General features: G+C 38.0%; 16 protein-coding genes and 1 other annotated feature (1 of these 17 only partly in view). Of the genes, 11 read left to right on the top strand and 5 right to left on the bottom strand.

Annotated features, from left to right (window positions below):
* Positions 1–118, top strand: a binding site (T-box leader) (it extends 83 nt beyond the left edge of the window).
* Between the two features lie 48 nt (positions 119–166).
* The 4 genes from aroC to AC1DEF_RS12685 all read left to right on the top strand — a co-directional run bounded on the left by aroC (position 167) and on the right by AC1DEF_RS12685 (position 3885).
* Positions 167–1333: a chorismate synthase gene (gene aroC, locus AC1DEF_RS12700; protein WP_013057697.1), complete on the top strand. Its 1167-nt coding sequence runs from the start codon at positions 167–169 to the stop codon at positions 1331–1333.
* A 20-nt stretch (positions 1334–1353) separates the two neighbouring features.
* Positions 1354–2211 carry a prephenate dehydrogenase gene (locus AC1DEF_RS12695; RefSeq protein WP_013057696.1) on the top strand — a complete coding sequence of 286 codons (858 nt, stop codon included), beginning with the start codon at positions 1354–1356 and terminating at the stop codon, positions 2209–2211.
* A gap of 15 nt (positions 2212–2226) precedes the next feature.
* Positions 2227–3498, top strand: a complete 1272-nt coding sequence (aroA, locus tag AC1DEF_RS12690; protein WP_097825207.1) for a 3-phosphoshikimate 1-carboxyvinyltransferase — start codon at positions 2227–2229, stop codon at positions 3496–3498.
* A gap of 135 nt (positions 3499–3633) precedes the next feature.
* Positions 3634–3885, top strand: a complete 252-nt coding sequence (locus AC1DEF_RS12685) for a hypothetical protein (RefSeq protein WP_427076010.1) — start codon at positions 3634–3636, stop codon at positions 3883–3885.
* Between the two features lie 42 nt (positions 3886–3927).
* Here the strand turns inward: AC1DEF_RS12685 and AC1DEF_RS12680 are convergent, their stop codons facing one another.
* Positions 3928–5472 carry an FAD-dependent oxidoreductase gene (locus AC1DEF_RS12680; RefSeq protein WP_097825206.1) on the bottom strand — a complete coding sequence of 515 codons (1545 nt, stop codon included), beginning with the start codon at positions 5470–5472 and terminating at the stop codon, positions 3928–3930.
* A gap of 653 nt (positions 5473–6125) precedes the next feature.
* On the opposite strand from AC1DEF_RS12680, the gene AC1DEF_RS12675 reads away from it, so the two are divergent.
* From AC1DEF_RS12675 to AC1DEF_RS12660, 4 genes are all read left to right on the top strand, one after another.
* Positions 6126–7097, top strand: a complete 972-nt coding sequence (locus tag AC1DEF_RS12675) for an extracellular catalytic domain type 1 short-chain-length polyhydroxyalkanoate depolymerase (RefSeq protein WP_016764703.1) — start codon at positions 6126–6128, stop codon at positions 7095–7097.
* A 340-nt stretch (positions 7098–7437) separates the two neighbouring features.
* Entirely contained in the window at positions 7438–7857 is a 420-nt protein-coding gene (locus AC1DEF_RS12670; protein WP_013057690.1) for a CBS domain-containing protein, read from the top strand.
* Between the two features lie 178 nt (positions 7858–8035).
* On the top strand, positions 8036–8464 hold the full coding sequence (locus tag AC1DEF_RS12665; RefSeq protein ID WP_477727406.1) for a hypothetical protein: 429 nt from the start codon (positions 8036–8038) through the stop codon (positions 8462–8464).
* Positions 8465–8602: 138 nt separating this feature from the next.
* Entirely contained in the window at positions 8603–9556 is a 954-nt protein-coding gene (locus AC1DEF_RS12660; protein WP_097825204.1) for a sporulation protein, read from the top strand.
* A 29-nt stretch (positions 9557–9585) separates the two neighbouring features.
* Here AC1DEF_RS12660 and AC1DEF_RS12655 read toward each other — a convergent pair whose 3' ends face one another.
* The 3 genes from AC1DEF_RS12655 to AC1DEF_RS12645 form a co-directional block, all read right to left on the bottom strand.
* Positions 9586–10911 carry a hemolysin family protein gene (locus tag AC1DEF_RS12655; RefSeq protein ID WP_013057688.1) on the bottom strand — a complete coding sequence of 442 codons (1326 nt, stop codon included), beginning with the start codon at positions 10909–10911 and terminating at the stop codon, positions 9586–9588.
* Positions 10912–11401: 490 nt separating this feature from the next.
* Complete coding sequence (locus tag AC1DEF_RS12650) at positions 11402–11536, bottom strand: hypothetical protein (protein ID WP_255255811.1); 135 nt, start codon at positions 11534–11536, stop codon at positions 11402–11404.
* Between the two features lie 116 nt (positions 11537–11652).
* The gene (locus AC1DEF_RS12645; protein WP_013057687.1) at positions 11653–12285 is read right to left on the bottom strand and encodes a spore coat protein; all 633 of its coding nucleotides are present in this window, start codon (positions 12283–12285) and stop codon (positions 11653–11655) included.
* 208 nt (positions 12286–12493) lie between these two features.
* Between AC1DEF_RS12645 and AC1DEF_RS12640 the strand changes: the two genes are divergently transcribed.
* Positions 12494–13045 carry a hypothetical protein gene (locus AC1DEF_RS12640; RefSeq protein ID WP_043981506.1) on the top strand — a complete coding sequence of 184 codons (552 nt, stop codon included), beginning with the start codon at positions 12494–12496 and terminating at the stop codon, positions 13043–13045.
* 22 nt (positions 13046–13067) lie between these two features.
* On the opposite strand, the gene AC1DEF_RS12635 is transcribed toward AC1DEF_RS12640, so the two are convergent.
* A complete protein-coding gene (locus AC1DEF_RS12635; RefSeq protein ID WP_097825203.1) occupies positions 13068–13520 on the bottom strand; it encodes a Dps family protein in 453 nt (150 codons plus the stop codon).
* 192 nt (positions 13521–13712) lie between these two features.
* Here AC1DEF_RS12635 and AC1DEF_RS12630 point away from each other — a divergent pair, with 192 nt between their 5' ends.
* Positions 13713–13994, top strand: coding sequence for a Fe-S cluster assembly protein HesB (locus tag AC1DEF_RS12630; RefSeq protein WP_097825202.1), 282 nt, complete (start codon positions 13713–13715; stop codon positions 13992–13994).
* 93 nt (positions 13995–14087) lie between these two features.
* Positions 14088–14261 (top strand): hypothetical protein, encoded by a 174-nt coding sequence (locus AC1DEF_RS12625; RefSeq protein WP_165574973.1) that lies wholly within the window; start codon positions 14088–14090, stop codon positions 14259–14261.
* Positions 14262–14456: the final 195 nt, after the last annotated feature.

The following is a 14456-nucleotide window of genomic DNA, read 5'->3' as shown; positions in this document are numbered from 1 at the left end:
GAGCGAATTACACTCTTTGAGTACTCTTTTACAGAGCGGTCAGCGGATCGTTAACAATTCGAGGTGGCAAGCAATGTTTGCAACTAGGGTGGTATCGCGAGAAAAACTCGTCCCTATGGCGTAGGGGCGAGTTTTTTTATTTTTATAACAGAAAGGAATCGATAATATGAGATATTTAACAGCAGGAGAATCGCACGGACCTCAATTAACAGCGATTATTGAAGGAGTACCGGCAGGGCTTGAATTGACAGCTGAACATATTAATGAAGATTTAGCAAGAAGACAAAAGGGACATGGGCGCGGACGCCGCATGCAGATTGAAAAAGATCAAGTTCAGATTAAAGGCGGGGTTCGCCACGGTGAGACGCTTGGTTCACCTATTGCTTTAGTCGTTGAAAACAAAGATTTTACTCACTGGAGAAATATTATGGGTGCTGATCCAGTCGATCATGATGAAGAAGTAAAGCGACAAATTACAAAACCTCGTCCAGGTCATGCTGATTTAAATGGAGCGATTAAATACGGTCACAGAGATATGCGAAACGTATTGGAACGTTCATCTGCTCGTGAAACGACGGTACGAGTAGCCACAGGCGCAGTTGCCAAACAAGTACTAAAAGCTGTAGGCGTAAATATTGCATGTCACGTGCTTGAAATCGGCGGTGTGAAAGCTGAAAAAACGGCATATGAGTCACTGACAGAACTTCAGGAAAAAACAGAAGCGTCGCCTGTTCGTTGCTTAGATGAAGAAGCGGGACAGAAAATGATGAAAGCAATCGATGATGCAAAAGAAAATGGAGACAGCATTGGTGGCGTAGTGGAAGTAGTAGTAGAAGGAATGCCTACTGCAGTGGGAAGTTACGTGCACTATGATCGTAAGTTAGACTCAAAGCTAGCTGCTGCTATTATGAGCATTAACGCGTTTAAAGGCGTTGAAATCGGCGTAGGCTTTGAAGCAGCTCGCAGACCGGGAAGTGAAGTCCATGATGAAATTCTATGGGATGAACAAAACGGCTATACGCGTAAAACGAACAATGCGGGAGGTCTAGAAGGAGGCATGACAACAGGGATGCCGATTGTTGTGCGAGGCGTCATGAAACCTATTCCTACCTTATACAAGCCGCTGCAAAGTGTAGATATTGATACAAAAGAGCCATTTGCTGCAAGTATTGAACGCTCAGACAGCTGTGCAGTACCGGCGGCAGCGGTTGTAGCAGAATCAGTGATTGCTTGGGAACTAGCATCTGCTATTATCGATCAATTTGGGGCAGATCGAATTCAGTTAATTCAAGAAAACGTAAAAAAACATGAAGAATACGCAAAGCAATTTTAATGAATAGAGGAGAATGAAAGGTGAAAACACGTGTATTACTTATTGGCGTCGGCCTTATTGGAGGATCATTAGCGCTAGCTATGAAGAAGCATCGTCACGTCACAGTCGTTGGAGCTGATATCAATACAAATGAAGTACAAGTAGCCAACCAGCTAGGTATCGTTGATTATGTAGCTGAAGATATAAAAACAGAAGCAGCCCAAGCAGATTATATCGTGCTTGCTACTCCAGTAGAGTACACGACAGCATGGATACACGACCTTTCTACTTGGAAGCTTAAAGAAACGGTTATCGTAACGGATGTCGGAAGTACCAAAGGTGAAATTATGAAAGCAGCCGAAGCGCTGAATAAGAAACGTATTTCATTTATTGGCGGACATCCGATGGCTGGTTCTCATACGAGCGGTGCAGTCAATGCACGAGCGGATTTATTTTGTTCGGCGCGCTATATTTTAACGCCGTTTGAAAATGAGCAAAAAGAAAAAATAGATGCGCTTATGCATTTGCTAGAGCCTACAGGTGCACAATTTGTACCGCTTGATGCAGCTACTCATGACCAAATCACTGGAGTTGTCAGTCATTTACCTCATGTGATTGCGACCAGTCTTGTAAGACAAGTAAAAGGATATTCAGCACAGAATCATCTTGTCACGGAAATGGCAGCAGGCGGTTTTCGAGATATTACGAGAATTGCTTCAAGCAATCCTCATATGTGGAGAGATATACTAAAACAAAACCGTTCTATGCTTTTAACATTGCTTGATGACTGGATGAAAGAAATGGAACAAGTAAAACTATTAGTAGAAAAAGGTGACGGTCACGAATTATTTGATTACTTTTCAGATGCCAAAGAATTTCGTGATTCGCTTCACGCATAAAAGGAGAGACATATTGTGACAGTAAAAGCTTTACGAGGAACGATTCAAATTCCAGGAGATAAATCTATTTCTCACCGTTCCGTTATGTTTGGTTCGATTGCAGAAGGAACAACAACGATTAACGGGTTTTTGCCAGGTGACGATTGTCTTAGCACTATTTCCTGCTTTCAAAAACTAGGTGTAGATATTCAAATGATTGATGAACAAAGCGTGGTAGTGAAAGGAAAAGGGATACAAGCTCTAAAAGAGCCATCTGATATTTTAGATGTTGGCAATTCGGGCACCACGATTCGCCTCATGATGGGGATTTTAGCAAATACACCCTTTCATTCAACATTGATTGGAGACGAATCTATTGCCAAACGCCCTATGAAGCGTGTGACCGGTCCGCTTCGTGATATGAATATTCATTTAGACGGTCGAAAAGATGCTAATTTTACACCGCTTGTTATTCGAGGTGGGAAAGCAAAAGGTATACACTATACATCGCCCGTTGCAAGCGCACAAGTAAAATCAGCTATTTTACTTGCTGGACTGCAGGCGGAAGGAATAACTTCTGTAACGGAACCGGCGAAATCACGTGATCATACAGAACGTATGCTAGAGGCATTTGGTGTTAAAGTCGAAGAAGAAGGCTTAACCGTTTCAATTGAAGGCGGTCAAACGTTAAGAGGAACGCATGTAGAAGTCCCTGGTGATATTTCGTCAGCTGCATTCTTTTTAGTAGCGGGGGCTATTATTGCAAACAGCCGCATTGAAATCCAAAAAGTTGGAATGAATCCGACTCGAACGGGTATTTTAGATGTGCTTTCAAATATGGGCGCTTCAATCGAAACAATCAAAGAAACAAAAGAAACAGCGGAACCCTATGCAGATTTAGTTGTAGAAGCTTCTCACTTAAAAGGTACGGAAGTAGGCGGACACTTAATTCCACGCCTAATTGACGAAATCCCAATTATTGCACTAGCTGCCACGCAGGCAGAAGGGATTACAGTTATTAAAGATGCTGCAGAGTTAAAAGTCAAAGAAACAAACCGTATTGATACGGTAGTGAATGAGTTAACCAAAATGGGCGCTAACATTGAAGCAACGGAAGATGGAATGATTATTCACGGAGGTGCAAAACTTCACGGAGCAAATGTAAACAGCCACGGAGATCACCGTATCGGTATGATGCTTGCTGTTGCCTCTTGTATTGCAGAAGGGGAAACAATTATTGAAAATCGTGACGCGGTATCCGTCTCTTACCCGCAGTTTTTTGCTCACTTAGAGTCTTTACAGCAGTAAATTCCCTTATTATGTTAAAATAGCAGTTTGAAAGTTATAAGGAATTTATAAAATTAAAACCAATGACTCTATATTTCGCCTGAGAAATCCGATATAATCATTACAACACCTCTAGTATTAAATAGAATTTGGTGAATGATTATGTTTTTGATGATTGTCTACATCGGGGCCATTTTATTTTTTATAAAAATGTTTATGGATCGAGATTTTATTTGGTTTTTATTCCTATTGCCATTTTTGATGTTTGTTATGTTTTTTGAAACAGACTATCTTGATCATGTCCCTGAATCTGGAAGGTTAATTATCTTTACATTTTCTTTTTTAGTCATTTATGCAATGGTTTTGGTGTATAATCGATACTTTAGAAAAGAAGAATGTAAAGAGTAAACTCAAATGTGAATCCATTGATAATGATAAAAAAAGCATGCCCTACGGCGTGCTTTTTTTATCGCTTGAATTGACATCCACTGGTGTAAGCGGCTTTTTAGCAGGGCCTTCTACCACAGATCCGTCGTAAGAGAAACGAGAGCCGTGACAAGGGCAGTCCCACGTGCGGTCACCAGCGTTCCAATTTACTTCACATCCTAAGTGCGTGCATGTAGTATCGACGCAGTGAAGGTTCCCCTGAGGATCTTTATAAGCCCCCGTACGTTTGCTGTTTACATATACGACCGACCCTTCATCATTTTGGAGCTGATCCAGTCCTTTTTCAGGCATTGAAAACTTACCGGTAATAAAGTGTTCAGCCACATCAAGATTTTGACGAAAGAAATGCTTAAGGCTAGGGTCCGCATAAAAACGAGATGGATTATACAACTCTGCATATGGGTTGTCTTTTCCGGTTATTGCATCTCGAATAATATGTGCTGCAATGGTGCTATGAGTCATCCCCCATTTTTTAAATCCGGTGGCAATAAAGATATTTGGCTTGCTTTCTTTAATGGGACCGATATATGGAATTTTATCAAGCGTAAATAAATCTTGTGCAGACCATTTATAACGAAAATGTTGAACAGTAAAATTTTCTTCGGCAAACCTCTGAAGGGACTCATAGTGGAACATAGTATTAATTCCTTGTCCAGCTTTGTGGCCTTCTCCACCAATTAAAATGAGTTCTTCTCCGTCAACTTTTGTTGAACGCAGAGAATGAGTAGGCTGATCAGCACTTAAATACATGCCTCCAGGGTAAGTTTGTTCAACTTTTGCTGCTAACACATACGAACGTTTGGCATACATACGCGTATAGTAAAAGCCCGCTCCATCATAAAATGGAAAGTGTGAACACGCCACTACATATTTGCAAGAAATTCGATGTCCGTCTCTTGTGACAACGGTGGGCGACGTGCTTTCTTCTACATCCGTTGCTACGGTGTTTTCAAAAATCGATCCGCCGTTTTCTGTGAATTTTTTTACTAAATGAAGCAGGTATTTTAACGGGTGAAACTGAGCTTGATCTTTCATAATAGCTGCTGCCCTAATATCAAAACTAAAAGGAATCTCTGTTGCAAATTCACATGGAATATGTAATCGCTGATAGGCTCGAAATTCTTTACGAACTCGATGATCAAACTCCAGCGTTTCTCCGTACAAGTAAGCATCTTGTATCGAAAAATCACAGTCAATGTTTTCCGTTTGAATTAAGTTTTTCATAAACTGCAGTGCTTGTTCGTTTGCTTTATAATACAGCAGCGTTTTTTCTTCGCCAATGTGTGAAAGCAGCTCATCGTAGATAACGTCATGCTGAGCTGTAATCTTTGCTGTTGTGTGACCGGTTGTACCATTTAAAATATTATCAGCTTCAATTAACGCCACGTTCAGTCCTTCTTTTTGTAATAAATAAGCTGTTGTAATACCGCTAATACCGCCTCCTACTACTACAACATCAACTTTTCGATTTTCTGAAAGAGATGGGTATGTTGGAAACTTTAAATGATCGCGCCAGTAGGGCTCAGTATCCTTTGGGATATTTGCCAATTTATTCACCTCCATATGATAAGTCTTATTTTTACCATAGTTTTCTAAAAAATGTATACAAAATAAAGGAATCTACCCCAATAGCATCTCTTTGCTGTACCTATTTAAGCAAAAGGAAGGGAAAAGAGTGATTGCAACCAGCCTTTGTATGATTGTTGCGAACGAAGAAGAGGTTAAACCAAAAACATTTGCTCTTTAAGGTTCTTCTTTTTCAACGTGGCTTCCGCACCTGCACCTTGCCATTTGCTGCGAAAGAATTGGTGAATAAAAAGCAAAATATAAAATAGTAAAGGTTACAGATTTAAACATGAAGAGCAATAAATTCATATAAATGATAGGGAGCATCATATAATAAAAGTATAGAGGCTTAATTCGGCAAAAGGTATTTAAACATCAAGGTCCAAATAAAAGGGCAAACGGCATGTTTGTCCTTTTTTCATGATTATAGTGACAATTTTCATATATAGTAATAAAGTATATATATAGCAAAAAAATCCCAAATTTCAAGAAGATAAAAAACGCCTTAAAACCAAAACAAGTGGTACTCTTAGAGTATGTAGAACGTGCAAAAAAACGAAATAATATGTAGTATTGTAATACAGGACGTAATTGGGAAGAAAAATGAAAACGTTGACAAAAAGAGGAGGGGTACCATGTTGGGTTCACTACCTAATGTTATAAATACGTCAACGCTTGTGTCTTCAAGTGAACAACAAGAAGCGTCATCTGAATCATTTAAAACATATACTCATAAAGGAAAAAAATTCAAGGTCTATTTACCTAAATCCTATCATATTTTAAAATCTTACCCACTAATGGTTATGCTGCATGGATGTACACAAAATGCAGATGATTTTGCAATAGGCACGCAAATGAATGAGCTCGCCGACGAAAAAGAATTTATTGTCGTATACCCACAGCAATCTTCTAACTCAAATATGAATAAATGCTGGAACTGGTTTGAACCTCTTCATCAAATTAGAGGGTTTGGCGAGCCAGCTATTATTGCAGGAATTGTAAAAAAAGTCCAAAACATGCACTTTATTCAGAAAAATAAAGTGTTTATTGCCGGTCTGTCAGCAGGAGGAGCAATGAGCATCGTTATGGGGGTAACGTATCCAGAACTGTTTGCTGGAATAGGTGTGTCAGCAGGTATCGAATATCAGGCGGCTCTTAACGTATTTAATGCGTATTCTGTCATGGCCAGTAAAGGTCCTTCCCCCGTTAAACAAGGAAGAATTGCTTATCAGCAAATGGGAAAACGGGCAAAGCCACTGCCGCTCATTGTATTTCATGGTAACGCTGATTCTACGGTAAATGTAGCCAATGCAGATCAAGTGGTTCACCAGTGGATTACAACGAATAATCTTGCTTATAACGGAAGAATAGATGGATGGATTCAAGATAGCCCGGTTAAAACGAGAGAAGAAAAAATTCTCTTTGGACGGGATTATACAACATATCGCTACGAAAGCAGTAAGGGAGAATTGGCTATTGATAAATATATTATCAATGGAATGGGGCATGCATGGTCAGGAGGGAATTCAGCGGGCAGCTATACAGACCCTAAAGGCCCCAATGCTAGTCGAATCATGTGGGACTTTTTCATGAGTCAAAAAGTATAAACAGAGCATATAATGAGGTTCAGTTGCGTTCTTATCGCAGAGAAGAAGAGCTGAAAGTAGCTCTTCCGGCCCTTATTAGTATAAAGAAGCAGCTGCAGGAACCATTATTTTAACTAGACGTGTTTTTCTAAAAATTAGGATTTGATTATTTAGAAAACGGGTACTGTAATAAAGAAAATAAGAAGTCAAAATTACATAGTTTAGGATTGACAGCTTATAGTTGTAAATGTAAGATAACTGCGAGCTGCATTTTGTATGATTAAAACATTAAAATAAGCCGAAAACTGAAAAAATAAATAGAAATTGTAAGATGAGCGGGTAAGGAAAAGGAGATTAAAAAATGAATATTGCATTTTTCTTAGTACCAAAAAGTGATGTTGTAACACTAAATATTCAATCCACATTAAGACAGGCTCTTGAAAAAATGGAGTATCATCGATATTCTACAGTTCCGCTAGTTGACGATGATGGTAAATATGTGGGCGTTCTTACTGAAGGAGATCTTCTTTGGAAGTTAAAAAGCCTAGGAGACTATCGCTTTCAAGATACGGAAAATATTAAATTAACAGAGATTGACCGCTATCAAGATTATAACCCAGTTGCTATATATGATGAAGTTCAAAACATCCTTTCAAAGGCAATTGACCAAAATTTTGTTCCTGTAACGGATGATCAAGGTGTATTTATTGGAATTGTGAGAAGAAGAGAAATTCTAGAGTTTTATGCAGAAAGCGCAAGTAAAGTGAAAAATCAAATATAAAAAAAGCCATCTAGAGATGGCTTTTTTTCTTGTCTTATCTCCCCCGTACATACTCCTAAAAACAGGCTTAGGTCATGGCCCACAGCAATGCACTTCCTTGTACTAGTTTACATAATCTATTTATATATAGGTATAAAATTGCCTATATAAATCTTATTTATAGATAAGGATGGTTTATGTGAGTTACAACAATAAAAAGAAGTGTTGCTGGTGTTCTAATCAGTATTATTACAAAACTTCTGGCTATGATCCAAGAAGTAGCCATGAAGGAAAATGCTGTCATAACGATTATAAGCATAACGATCATTGTCCTAAACATGATGATGATCATCGTTCTGGACATAAAAAATGCCATCATGGTAGCAACCATGGCGGAGGTCACGACGGTAACCATGGCGGAGATCACGGGGGCAGTCATGGCGGAGGTCACGGCGGTAACCACGGTGGAGGTCACGGAGGTTGTCATGGCGGAGGTCACGGCGGAGGTCACGACGGTAACCACGGTGGAGGTCACGGCGGTAACCACGGTGGAGGTCACGGAGGTTGTCATGGCGGTAACCACGGCGGTTGTAAAAGACGTCGCTGCTGTTGGGGCTGGGTGTTTTAATTTAATAAATAATTGAATTAAAATGAAGCGTTGATTTAGCAGAAAGAACTCAAGAAATTGAGTTCTTTTTTTGTAAGTTGAAACTTATAAACGGTATACTTCGTATATATAGTAAGAGCATTTTGGAGGAGGAAAAAAATGTTTAAAAAAATGTTTGCTAAAATTGGAGTTGGAGCTGCCAAAGTGGATTTACGATTAAATGAAACGGCCTATACGCTCGGTCATGTAATTGAAGGAGCTATTGTCATCCAAGGTGGAAGCGTTCAGCAACATATTAATTTAATTGATGTTGAATTTTGGCTTGAAGTTCAATTGAAAAGCGGTCAAATGCATACACATCGTGTGGAAAGCCTGCGCGCAGCTTCTTCATTTACAATTAATGAAGGCGAGAAAAAAGAAATTCCATTTACATATCATTTACCTTTGGACCTTCCAATCTCTGCGAGCAACGTTAGCTATTTCTTTAAGACACACTTAGATATTGAAGGGGGAGTAGACTCAACAGATCGGGACCCTGTGCGCATTAAAGCTCCAAAAAGCTTATATCAGCTAGTAGAGGGCTTTGAAGCACTTGGATTTAGAGAAAAACATCATTCAGGAAAATTTAACGGATACAAACAAGAATTTTCATTTTTTCCTACAGACTTCTTAAAGGGATATGTAAATGAGGTTGAGTTTGAGGTAGCCATTGAACGAGAAGGGATCCGCGTGCTGTTGGAGCTAGATTTGCCTTCTTTCGGCCGAGAGAGGGAAATAAAAAATGAACTCTTTTTTACAAATGATGAACTAAGCCAGCCATCTACTATCGCTCGTTTGCTGGAAGAAGCGATGGAAGAGATGATGGAGAATCCTCGAGACTATGAATATTATAAGTCTCCTCACTCTGATCAGCATTCACACCACCCACGTATGAGCGGGTTAGGAGGAGCAATGGGAGGTTTTGCAGCCGGTATGTTAGGCGGACTGCTCATTGAGAATTTGATGGATGATATGTTTGAAGACTCGGCGCTTGGTGAAATTGGAGAAGATATTGAAGAAGCCGGGGAGGATCTGTTGGATGGAGATTTTTTTGATGGAGGAGACGATTGGTAAAAGGGATTTTGAATAAATAAAAAGGATGATTAATGATGATCATCCTTTTTTTCTTTCTTCTTTCTTTTTTTCACTTCTATATACTTAATGTGAAAATCCTCTATAATCAGAACTTTAAAGTAAAATTGCTCATGCTGAATGATATCATTTTTGGTCACATCAAACTTTTCGGTTAACACCCACCCGGCAATGGTATCTACTTCTTCGTCGCTAATATCCGTACCGAGTAAATCATTTACTTGGCTAATGAGCATTTTTCCGTCAAGAATATAATGATCGTCTTTAATTTTTTGTACATAAGGAATTTCGTCCGTATCAAACTCATCTCGAATTTCTCCCACAATTTCTTCAATAATATCTTCTACTGTAACAAGCCCAGCGGTTCCGCCATACTCATCAAAAAGAATAGCCATTTGAATACGTTCTTTTTGCATCTTTACAAGCAAGTCATGAATGGGTACGGTTTCAATTACTTTAAAAATAGGCTTGACGTATGACTCTAACGTATTGGTGCCGTCTTTTTCGTTGAATACAATATCATTATAAATTTCTTTGATATTAACGAGACCGATTACTTTATCTTTATCCCCATCTTCAACAATTGGATAGCGCGTATATTTTTCGACATTTGCGATTTGCAAAAAAACCTCTACGACGTCGTCTTTGGAAGCACTCACAATTTCCGTACGAGGGACCATTACTTCTTTCGCTAAACGATCGTCAAAATCAAAGATTTTGCTCATATATCGATATTCGGATTGATTGATTTCACCGCCTTCGAAGCTCTCAGATAACAAAATACGCAGCTCTTCTTCACTATGAGCAGCTTCATTTTCTGAAATCATCGTTATACCAAAAATCTTAGTCAACATACGAGCTGATCCATTTAATATTTTAATGAACGGATACATAAGTTTGTAAAACACGATAATCGGTTTTGCAAAGTTCAGCGTAATTTGTTCAGCCATTTGAATAGCAAATGTTTTAGGAGCTAATTCCCCCAAGACAACATGTAAAAAAGTAATAACAACAAATGCAATGACAAAAGATAAAATACCAGCAAGCGGCTCATTGGTATGGAAGGTAGTAAAAAGAGGGTGAAGCAACCGATCTAGCGTCGGTTCACCAAGCCAACCAAGCCCGAGAGCTGTGATGGTGATACCAAGCTGACAAGCGGATAGATATTCATCTAGATGCGTAATAACGTGTTTGGCAGATACAGCTTTTTTATGTCCTTCTTCTAGAAGCTGATTGATTTTTGAACTTCTTACTTTTACAATAGCGAATTCTGTCGCTACAAAAAAAGCAGTTAATGCAATTAAAACTGCGACTAATAGTAATTTTACGGCGATCATCAAAGTCACCACCTTGTATGTAAATGTATATCTTAAGTGTTAGCCAAAGTGGAGAAAACATGTATTAAATCAAGAAAAGAAAAACGTACATAAAAAAACTGCTTCTATCTTTAAAAAGAAAAAGAAGCAGTTTATTATGTTACATGTTCATTTAGGGGAATTAATCTTAACTTTACCATCATGGTCTATCACATATCGGTTCTACAGTTCAACTGACTTTTAGCAAACGTATTGCGAGTGTGTTATGACACCTCCTTTAACTGTAATCCGAGTATATATGATGCATCTCTCACTCCTTTCTATTAGTTAATTGTATTATAATACATAATTAATCAAAATACTACAAATATTCAGAAAATAATTCAAAATGCATAGTTTTTTGTCATTTTCTGAAATATACGCACAAAGCGAGATTGAGATATAACAAAATCAATACAATACAATCTAAAGACGAGTAAACTGAGTAAATGATCTAGTATGAGTCGTTTGGTTACACTGCTGGTGATTTCCGTGCAAGGCTACGCTTTCCGCAGGCGGCCGATGAGCCTCCTCGTCGCTTGCGCTCCTGTGGGGTCTCATCTATTCCGCTTTTCTCGCGGCAGTCTTCGCCTTTCCTTCCAATCAACAGCTAGAAGCAACTCTAAACATAACCTATATTCACCGTACTAATGAAAAGATCCGAACGGTGAAACGTTCGGATCTTCCTTCAACTAAAATACGTTTGCCCCAGCCTCTTTTTAATTAATGCAGTTTATGGTTATTAGGCATCTGAGGAGAGGCAGTAGCTTTTGCAAAACTTGTGATCATTTGCTGCATATCTTCTTTTGCAAGCTGCGGCACTTGATAATAATGGTGTTTATTTTGATAAAGAGAAATTTCATAAGCCATTTCAATCCAATTAGGAACACTGTCTCCGAATATTCGGCGAACAACAGGATTTGTTATTTCTAAAGCGGTCATGGTTAAAAGAGATGCTTGAGACTTAACTAGACCTAGCATATGACCTGATATGCCTTTTTCATTGATTTCCTCAACGGACTGATTCGGCTTTTTAGGCTGTGAAGGCTTTAAGCCATAAACAAAGGTATGAGACTGCTTCATGTTATATACATGTGTAGAATCGGCCGGCTTTTGACCAGTAGAAAAAGCTTCTACGATTAAATTATATTCATTTAAAATAAACTGATATTGCCGATCAATGATATCAAGCAGCTCTTGTTCTTTTACATATTGCCTAAACATCATAAACTGATCCATTACATTAATCGAGCCGGCAAGTGTTTCATGAACGTCAAATAGTTCATGCCCTCCATGGTTCAATTGAGGGGGTACAGCTCCAGTTTGCATGTTTGTAGGAAGTTCGTGATTATTCATACTAAGTCCTCCTTAAAATCGGTATCGACTATAGTCTTTAAACTTCTTCAGGTTTTATACTCAAACTTGATTTATTCATAAAATGTTGCTCTACATAACTTAATTTACAACTAGTTATTTAATTAAAGGGTAAAAGTGAAAGGGTTTTATGAAAAAAAAGCGAATATCAATAACAATTCACGATCTATAGATAGGGGAATCAAAAAACATGAATGAGCTGCTGTCATACTCAAGTGAATTAAAACACGAAGCAAATCAACTGGTGGTATCCAGTCATTTATTGGATCTGTTAAGAGAATATGGTTGTCTTCTCTCAGGGGAGAGTTTTGAGTTAAATGTCATGACAAATCGCATCATTAATTTTTACGTAGGAAATGATGAAATGGATGAAGAATCTATTTTTCACATGGGGTATCAGCTTACAAAGCGTTTTAGCCCTTATAAGATGATATTTACTAATGAAAAAGATAAGTATCAGTGGAGTCTGTATATGATTCAGAAGGGAGAAGAGTGGAAGCTTGATATTTCCGTGCTTCCAGAAAATATCGTGAAAGGCAAAGTTGAGAAACAAGAGTTATTAAAATCACTTTTCACTGAAAAGAAGCGAGAATGCATTTTATTTTTCAAGCAGCAAAGCGGATATAATCGCTATTATACGAGTGATCATGTCTATAAGGCTGTGCTAGAAGATGACATTCACGATGATATGTCTTTTTTTATGTGGCTGCAAAGACAAAAAAAAGTAAATCAACAAACGTAAAAAAGAGCCGCTTAGGCTCTTTTTATGCGTTTACGGATGTTTTTACAGGTAAAGCAGCTTTTAGCATCCAAATATGTTTTTCAATGTTGCCGATTGTTCCAATGAATAAGTCAGCTGTTACGTGATCGTGTGCTGCTTCAGCGTTTTCAACTGCATTTTTTAGGTTTTTAACAAGTAGCGTATAGTCATTAATTAAGGTTTCTACCATTTCTTCACTCGTTTGCTCGTTTCCATCTTCAGAAAGAGTAGCTGCTTGCAAAAATTGCTTCATTGTAGCAATTGGGCTTCCTCCAATGGCTAGTAATCGTTCTGCATATTCATCTATATAGTCCGCCGTCTCATTATAGAATTCTTCAAATTTTTCATGAAGCGTAAAAAATTGAGGCCCTTTTACATACCAGTGAAAGCGATGTAGCTTCGTATACAATAAGTTAAAATCGGCAATTTGTTGGTTCAGTACGTTTTCTAAATTCATAGTTAATAGCCTCCTAATGAGTTGTTGTTATCTTATGTTTATATTATATCAAATATCAAATTAAAATCAATACTTATTTATAATAATTATTAAATAATAATAAGAATGCTTTTAAATCATAGTTATTCTCTTTAAAAACTCTAAAGATATGATAGGATAGAGCAAGAGTATTGAAAGGAAGAAGGGTTAGTCATGCATATTACACCAGAAGCAAAACAATTAATTAACAATATACTTGAAGAACAGGAGATAACAGGAATTCGTTTGTATTTCAAAGGAATTAGCTGTGAAATCCCTAATATTGGGTTAGCTTTTGAAGAGCCTTTTGAAAATGATGAAATGTATGAAGTCGATGGAGTACAGGTAGCAATGGAAGCTTCTATTGTGCCTTATACAAATGAATTAATGTTAGATGTTCATGCAACGCCGTACGGTCCAGGTTTAGCATTAGTTGGGGCTAAAGAGGCTGAATAAAAAATGTATGTAAGAGAAGCTAACAGGTTTGTTGTTTGTTTTGGTAAACCTTGGTTTACTTAATTTAAACGTTAGTGAAATGGAGGGGGACCTATGCTTCTTTCTCATCATGTAACGGTTGAACAAAGACAGCAAATCAAACGATTTAAGCAGCAAATACAAGACGCAAAATCGCTAGATGAGCGCCGTTTGTATCAAGCACAGCTAAATAAATTTGTTGAGCGCCTATTTATTGAGAATCGCTTGCAGCGCAGCGGCGAACAATAAAAAACACCTAGAAAAGAAGCCTTCAAAGAAGGTTTCTTTTTTTTAGTAGATTATTATACTTTTACACCTTGCAATTATTCATTTTCTTATATATCGCCCTTTATCTACTTGGAATCCGGTTTTCTGTATGAATATAGCACTAAAAACGTGTAAGTGACTATCAAATGAAAGCGCTTTCTGTTATAGTGAAGGTAT

The organism is Priestia sp. 10L35 (assembly GCF_056395685.1).
This window is presented reverse-complemented; position numbering and strand designations above follow the sequence as displayed.

Coding starts and splice junctions, on each gene's coding strand:
- AC1DEF_RS12670 (WP_013057690.1), top strand. CDS start 7,438: ATGAATATTGCATTTTTCTTAGTACCAAAAAGTGATGTTGTAACACTA.
- AC1DEF_RS12645 (WP_013057687.1), bottom strand. CDS start 12,285: ATGAATAATCACGAACTTCCTACAAACATGCAAACTGGAGCTGTACCC.
- aroC (WP_013057697.1), top strand. CDS start 167: ATGAGATATTTAACAGCAGGAGAATCGCACGGACCTCAATTAACAGCG.
- AC1DEF_RS12660 (WP_097825204.1), top strand. CDS start 8,603: ATGTTTAAAAAAATGTTTGCTAAAATTGGAGTTGGAGCTGCCAAAGTG.
- AC1DEF_RS12685 (WP_427076010.1), top strand. CDS start 3,634: ATGATTATGTTTTTGATGATTGTCTACATCGGGGCCATTTTATTTTTT.
- AC1DEF_RS12640 (WP_043981506.1), top strand. CDS start 12,494: ATGAATGAGCTGCTGTCATACTCAAGTGAATTAAAACACGAAGCAAAT.
- AC1DEF_RS12630 (WP_097825202.1), top strand. CDS start 13,713: ATGCATATTACACCAGAAGCAAAACAATTAATTAACAATATACTTGAA.
- AC1DEF_RS12635 (WP_097825203.1), bottom strand. CDS start 13,520: ATGAATTTAGAAAACGTACTGAACCAACAAATTGCCGATTTTAACTTA.
- AC1DEF_RS12675 (WP_016764703.1), top strand. CDS start 6,126: ATGTTGGGTTCACTACCTAATGTTATAAATACGTCAACGCTTGTGTCT.
- AC1DEF_RS12625 (WP_165574973.1), top strand. CDS start 14,088: ATGCTTCTTTCTCATCATGTAACGGTTGAACAAAGACAGCAAATCAAA.
- AC1DEF_RS12655 (WP_013057688.1), bottom strand. CDS start 10,911: ATGATCGCCGTAAAATTACTATTAGTCGCAGTTTTAATTGCATTAACT.